The sequence below is a fragment of the Paenibacillus sp. FSL R5-0486 genome (assembly GCF_037975155.1).
Lineage (GTDB): Bacteria > Bacillota > Bacilli > Paenibacillales > Paenibacillaceae > Paenibacillus > Paenibacillus amylolyticus.
The window spans coordinates 6,272,847-6,278,995 of the sequence record NZ_CP150237.1; the positions used below are offsets into that span (position 1 = coordinate 6,272,847).

Below are 6,149 nucleotides of genomic sequence, written 5' to 3' on the forward strand. Positions count from 1 at the left end.
ACACGAAAAGGGGTCCGCTATAACCATCGGTTGCTCGAACAACCTTGTATAGAAACCGAAGAAAGAAGAGCGCATGATATCCATGGCTCTTCTTTTTTTGATGTTTTTAAGTTAGTTACAGGTTTACATACCGAGTGCTTAACCGAGGGCCTGAACTCATTTTAAAAATCATGCACAGTGACACACAGCTGAATCGCAATGCCAAATGGGTCCCGTACAATACCGTATCCTGGGCTGAATTCATTTTGTTCATACGGTACTAGTACCTTCACACCCTCATGTTGCATCAGAGAATGATACAGTTGATCGATTGTATCTTTATCTTTGGACTGAATACATAGTGACGTGCTGTTCCCCAGCTGCCACGCTCTCTCCGTGTCCATTGCTTCTTCCGCAATCATGACTTTGTTAACCCCAATCTCCAGCACCGAATGTGTAATATACTCATCTTGACCGGCAGGGTACTCGAAACCTGGGTTCATTTCCTTCATCTCTTTATAACTTTTCTTGAATATCACCTTGGCGCCCAGAAACTCTTCATAAAAAGCAATGGCTTCCGCCGCATCCCCGTTCATCGACAAAAATGGTATCACTTCAAAATTCATTATATTGCCTCCTTGTTCCTATTGGATTACACTTATCACTATAACAACGAAAGGTGCCAATCTATGGCACCATTAAGAGGGTTTGATATGAAAAAATCAGAACGTATGAACCAGATGCTGCGCTTTATTAACCAAAAACAACAGTTCACCCTGCAAGATCTCATGCAGGAGTTCCAGATATCCAAACGAACCGCGTTAAGAGATATCGCTTCATTGGAAGAGTTAGGTGCGCCCATCTATGTCGAATATGGACGCTACGGCGGATATCGACTGCTGCAACAGATGCAGCTGCCTCCCATTTCGTTTAATACGGGTGAGCTTCATGCCCTTTATTTTGCGATGCAGGCTCTCCGTAGCTTCTCCAGCTTACCCTTTCAAGTCTCTTTCCGGACCATTCATGAGAAATTTATGAGCGCGTTATCCGACAAGCAACGACAGGATATTGAGAACATCCAACACCGGGTTTACTTCCAACATACGGAGCAGATCCGCGATAGTGCACATTTGGAATTTCTGTTGATGGCTGCTGTTCAGAGTATAGTGATCCAGATTACGTACGCTAATCAGCGTAGATCCTCTGATCAAAGGTCATCTTCTGCAAACACCATCCGCACCATTCAACCCATCGCGCTCTATGCCAGGAAAGGCTATTGGTATTGTCAGGCCTATGATCTGCAAAAACAAGCTTATCGTGTATTCCGCTGCGACCGCATCATTTCAGCCGAAACAACGGAGATTGAACCTTTAACTCATGTAAAGGAACTCTATTCACAGGATGCCCAATCCCTATGGAAACCATCGGAACAAGCAATTCCATTCAAATGCCTGATTGACGAAGCCGGGATGGAGCTATTCCAGCAAGAACATTTCCCATCTATGCAGATCATCGAGAAGATGGGACACATGTATCTTGTCGGTTCGTACGAACCTCACGAGCTTGATTTCATAGTGAGATATCTTGCAGGCTATGGTAAATCGATTAAGATTATGGAGCCCATCATCTTACAGAAAGCATTAAGGCAGTACTATCTGGACTTGTTGGATCATGTATAAAGATCATAATTCTATAGCCATTTTACTTTACATGCCTTTTAGCTCTGCTCCTGGCTAACTTTTAAACTTTTTTTATTGCCAATAGCAACTTGAACGATAATCTGCAACACGATGATGATAGCCAAACCATAAAATGCTTGCACAAAGCTGCCTGTTAGATCGCGGAGCCAACCAATCGCCAGCGGCCCAAGTGCTCCAAGAATGTAACCCCCAGATTGAGTCATAGCGGACCAGCTACTCGCTTCCTGAGCATTGTTTGTCTCATCAATCGGCAACATGAGTGCAATTGGGAACAGTCCACCTGCACCAATACCGAGCGGGATCGCCGCGAGCCACGGACTGACAGAGAGATTCAGCATCAGGACACCTGTTAACTCCAACATCGCACATCCAACAAGCCAGAAGACACGCCTTTGGTATCGGTGTACAAGCATGGGAATGAATAACGTTGAGGGCAGTGATATCAATGTAAATAACGTTTGGATGTTGCCAGCAGTCTCTTGGCTATATCCATGGCTCTGAATGGCTGGCGCAAGCCAGGCGGTTAATGAATAGAAGATCGCGGCCATCAGTCCGAAGAACAGTGTCAGCACCCATGCACGCCTGTTCTTCACCGGAAGTGGTGCATGAATGACAGCCGAAGTTTGTCCGGATTGTCTCTCTGTACGCGCAGACCAAGCTAATTTTAACCAGATCGGCAATGCAATGGCTGCGAGTAATGCCCATGTAGCCAAAGAACCTCTCCAAGATCCACCCAACGTCTGCTGAAGCGGAACCGATAATCCCACACTAATGCTTGCCCCCATCACCATTGCTGTAGAGTAGATGCCGACCATGGCTGCCACTCGGTTAGGAAAATACTGCTTTATGAAGCTTGACAACAGTGGCCCTGCCAATGCAATCCCTACACCTGACAGAAAAGAAGTGAACATCATCAACGGAGTTGCGCCTACGAACAATCGTAAACCCGTACCTATCCCGATGAGGATTAAAGCCAGCACAATGGCTCCTTCATTCCCCCACCTTCTACTTAGTCTTACAGAGAATGGAGCGAATATGCCCATACATAATACCGGTAGTGTAGTTAACAGACTGGCGGTCATGCCGCTCAAACCCAGATCATTCTGTATGGTACTCATCAGAGGAGAAATGGAAGTAATCGGCGGTCTTAAGTTCAGTGAAGCCAGAATAAGCGCCAATACAATATAAAAAAGTTTCATTATGAATCACCTCATGGGAGTAGTCTCGTTGCCTTCACCAAAGATCCTATTCTTTAATGACAAGATCTTCGAGTGGTGCACGAATTAAGTATAGGATCATTATAATGATTGAACAATACTATTGTTTCTATTAAAATGATTAATAAAACCAATGATTAGAGGTGAATTCATGGAGATTCGTCAAATGGAAAACTTTATTACAGTGTGTGAGGAGCTTCATTTTACACGGGCAGCTGAGAAACTTGGCATATCTCAACCTACGTTGAGTCAACAAATACGTGGGTTGGAAGATGAACTTGGTGTTCCTTTGTTTGACCGCGTCGGCAAAAAGATTGTGATGACCCAGGCAGGTACTCTGTTTCTGGAGCACTGTGTACAGATGATCCGGCATTTACAGAATACCCAGGATGCGCTAGCTGAATTTCGGAATGATCAGCGGGGACGATTGGTTATTGGTGTTCTTCCGTCGGATTTGGATTACCGTATCACTCCGTTACTCGTTGATTTTCATGCCCGATTCCCCAAGGTGCAATTGAAGGTTATCTCTTCGATCTATGTCGTAAATCAAGTGTTGGAAAATGAAGTCGACATCGGCATCGAGATCACGTCTGCCCCTGATAGGCGGCTTGTACGCATTCCTTTGTGCAGTGAAGAATATGTACTGGTCGTATCCGAGAATCATGATTGGGCTGAACGAAGCACAATTGAAATTCAGGAGTTGCGTGATATCCAAACGGTGATGTTCCCCGAAGGATTTACAGGCAGAGAATTGGTCGATGGCTATTGCCGTAAATATGGATTCACCCTAAATACCATCATGGAGACCAGTTCGGCAACCTCCATCATTAGCCTGGTCAAAGCCAACGTTGGAGGAACACTGCTGCCTTATCCTCTGATCAAAGCCATGAATGAGCCCACGCTACGTTGCATCCGAATTACAGACGATCCGCCATACCGGCACTTTGAGATCATCCATCGGTCCGACCGTTACCTGACGCAATCGGCCAAGGCATTTATTGAGAAAACAATTGAGTATTTCAATCAAAGGTGAGATTAAAGGAGGATAATGAAATGATAATAAGAGAAGTTGGTTTGTTGACACATCAGGTCGAGGCCATAAAAGAGTTTTACGGTACACTACTGGAACTGAATCTTGTGGAGGATAATGCAACATGCGTTTCATTCCGTGCGGGGAACTCGGTCCTATCTTTCAAGAAGGCACCAGAACAAGAAAAGCCCTACTATCATGTAGCATTTACGATTCCAACGAATAAACTTGCTGATGCAAAAAGATGGGCTCAAGACCGTAACATTTCATTGCTATCCAAAGATGGACAAGATGAATTTTATTTCCCCTACTGGGATGCAACAGCCTTCTATTTTTATGATCCAAGCGGCAACTTGATGGAATTTATCGCTCACCATTCACTCGATAATGCAGTTGATGAAGCTTTCGAAGCGAAGCATCTGTTATGTATTAGTGAAATCGGTCTGCCTGTCGATGATGTTCCTGAGATGATGAACACATTGAATGAGCATTATCAACTTGAACCATTTGCCGGAGACGGAAAACAATTCTCCCCCACGGGTGATGCAGAAGGCATGTTTATTGTCATTGATAAACAGAAGCCCTGGTTCCCAGACGGACGCATGCCTGGTGTATTTGCTACGGAGTTGAAGGTGGAAACTGGGCAGCCCGGTAATCTGCGTATACAGGACGATATGTACTCGATTGAATCGATATGATGTAAGAACGTACTGAATGAAAACCTTAAGAGGGACTTCCGGCTTAATACTTACCAAAACCATCCTCACACGTGATATCCGATTTAAGAATTTCGTACAGATTTTGTTTGGAATTCTCTAATTGTTTTTGTGTTTCTTCAATTTCTGATATTTTCGCTTGGATAATGCTTGCTTGATCATTACTTGAAAACCCATGTTTAGAGATCATAGATTGGATCTCATGGATCGTAAAACCAACAGCTAAACATTGTTTGACCACGTCCAGATGCTGAATAATGCTCTGCGCATATATTCGATAGTTATTATGATCTCTCAGCATATGTTCATCCGGGATAATACCTATTTTCTCGTAGTAACGAATCGTGGATATCGGAAGGTTTACATGGTTCGCTACTTCACTAATCTTCATATGGATTTCCCCCGTTTCTTCTTCTTGCTATAAAGTATACTTCATAGTTTACAATCCTCATAGTGAGACAGATGGAGATATAATTTATACCCTACTCTCACCAATATAGATATGAGGAGAGATTTCAATATGAACACAATTACCGGTCAATTCAACAAAACAAATGATTTTGATAACATCGTCTTGGAGCGCCATTCCGTTAAAGTCTACGACCCTGAAGTGAAAATCAGTCGCGAGGAGATGACCGAAATACTGGCGAAAGCTTCCCGTGCCCCTTCGGCCATTAACATGCAACCTTGGCGTTTTCTTGTTATCGACAGTGCTGAAGGCAAAGAGAAGCTTGCACCACTGGCCTCTTTTAACCAGACACAGGCACTAACGTCTTCCGCTGTCATTGCCGTGTTTTACGATGCCTACAACGTTGAATACATGGAAGAGATTTTCAGCAAATCAGTGGAACTTGGATACATGCCACAAGACATCATGGATATGCAGATGCAGCAGGTACAACCTTATTATGCGAACATAAACGCATCCGAATTGCGTGACATGAACCTCATTGACTCAGGCCTCATATCCATGCAACTCATGCTCGTTGCCCGTGCTCATGGCTATGATACGAACCCTATGGCTGGTTATGACAAAGGTCAGATCGCCGAAGCATTCGGCCTGGATAAAGAACGGTTCCAGCCCGTGATGTTGATCTCCATAGGTAAAGCAGTCAAAGATGGCTATCCTTCCTATCGTCTCCCGGTTGAAACGATTACAACTTGGGCATAATCAACAGCTACTCTCAATGAAGTAATATCTCTTGTATTGAATAGTTAAGTGAATATAACAACTATAAGTAAATACTAAGTCTGAAAAATAGATAAAATTACTGTGCATTCCATAATACCAGAGTACTCATCCTATATCAGTTAAAGGCTTTCATTATAATAACCTCATACTGATTTGGACATAGGAACATTAATTATACGTTCATAAACAAAGGGTCCTGATGACAACTGTCATCAGGACCCTTTGTTACATAACTTAAATACTTTTGTCAGGTAATAAAAAAGTCGTGAAACCACCACAAATTTTCATTACCACTTCCTCAATATACTGAATGTC

At 43.4% G+C, this 6,149-nt stretch carries 7 protein-coding genes; 4 read left to right on the forward strand and 3 right to left on the reverse strand.

Going from position 1 to position 6,149, the window contains the following annotated elements; all coding sequences use genetic code 11:
• Nucleotides 1-161: 161 nt before the first annotated feature.
• Nucleotides 162-605 carry a VOC family protein gene (locus MKY01_RS27870; RefSeq protein ID WP_339284370.1) on the reverse strand — a complete coding sequence of 148 codons (444 nt, stop codon included), beginning with the start codon at nucleotides 603-605 and terminating at the stop codon, nucleotides 162-164.
• 87 nt (nucleotides 606-692) lie between these two features.
• Between MKY01_RS27870 and MKY01_RS27875 the strand changes: the two genes are divergently transcribed.
• A complete protein-coding gene (locus MKY01_RS27875) occupies nucleotides 693-1,658 on the forward strand; it encodes a YafY family protein (RefSeq protein WP_315370517.1) in 966 nt (321 codons plus the stop codon).
• Between the two features lie 38 nt (nucleotides 1,659-1,696).
• Here MKY01_RS27875 and MKY01_RS27880 read toward each other — a convergent pair whose 3' ends face one another.
• The gene (locus MKY01_RS27880; protein ID WP_339195686.1) at nucleotides 1,697-2,878 is read right to left on the reverse strand and encodes an MFS transporter; all 1,182 of its coding nucleotides are present in this window, start codon (nucleotides 2,876-2,878) and stop codon (nucleotides 1,697-1,699) included.
• Nucleotides 2,879-3,047: 169 nt separating this feature from the next.
• Between MKY01_RS27880 and MKY01_RS27885 the strand changes: the two genes are divergently transcribed.
• Together MKY01_RS27885 and MKY01_RS27890 are read left to right on the forward strand one after the other, a co-directional pair.
• Nucleotides 3,048-3,929: a LysR family transcriptional regulator gene (locus MKY01_RS27885; RefSeq protein WP_083684888.1), complete on the forward strand. Its 882-nt coding sequence runs from the start codon at nucleotides 3,048-3,050 to the stop codon at nucleotides 3,927-3,929.
• Between the two features lie 20 nt (nucleotides 3,930-3,949).
• Nucleotides 3,950-4,624 carry a VOC family protein gene (locus MKY01_RS27890; RefSeq protein ID WP_339284372.1) on the forward strand — a complete coding sequence of 225 codons (675 nt, stop codon included), beginning with the start codon at nucleotides 3,950-3,952 and terminating at the stop codon, nucleotides 4,622-4,624.
• 43 nt (nucleotides 4,625-4,667) lie between these two features.
• On the opposite strand, the gene MKY01_RS27895 is transcribed toward MKY01_RS27890, so the two are convergent.
• Nucleotides 4,668-5,033 (reverse strand): MerR family transcriptional regulator, encoded by a 366-nt coding sequence (locus MKY01_RS27895; RefSeq protein ID WP_339284373.1) that lies wholly within the window; start codon nucleotides 5,031-5,033, stop codon nucleotides 4,668-4,670.
• A 129-nt stretch (nucleotides 5,034-5,162) separates the two neighbouring features.
• Between MKY01_RS27895 and MKY01_RS27900 the strand changes: the two genes are divergently transcribed.
• Nucleotides 5,163-5,813, forward strand: coding sequence for a nitroreductase family protein (locus MKY01_RS27900; protein WP_339284375.1), 651 nt, complete (start codon nucleotides 5,163-5,165; stop codon nucleotides 5,811-5,813).
• Nucleotides 5,814-6,149 lie beyond the last annotated feature (336 nt).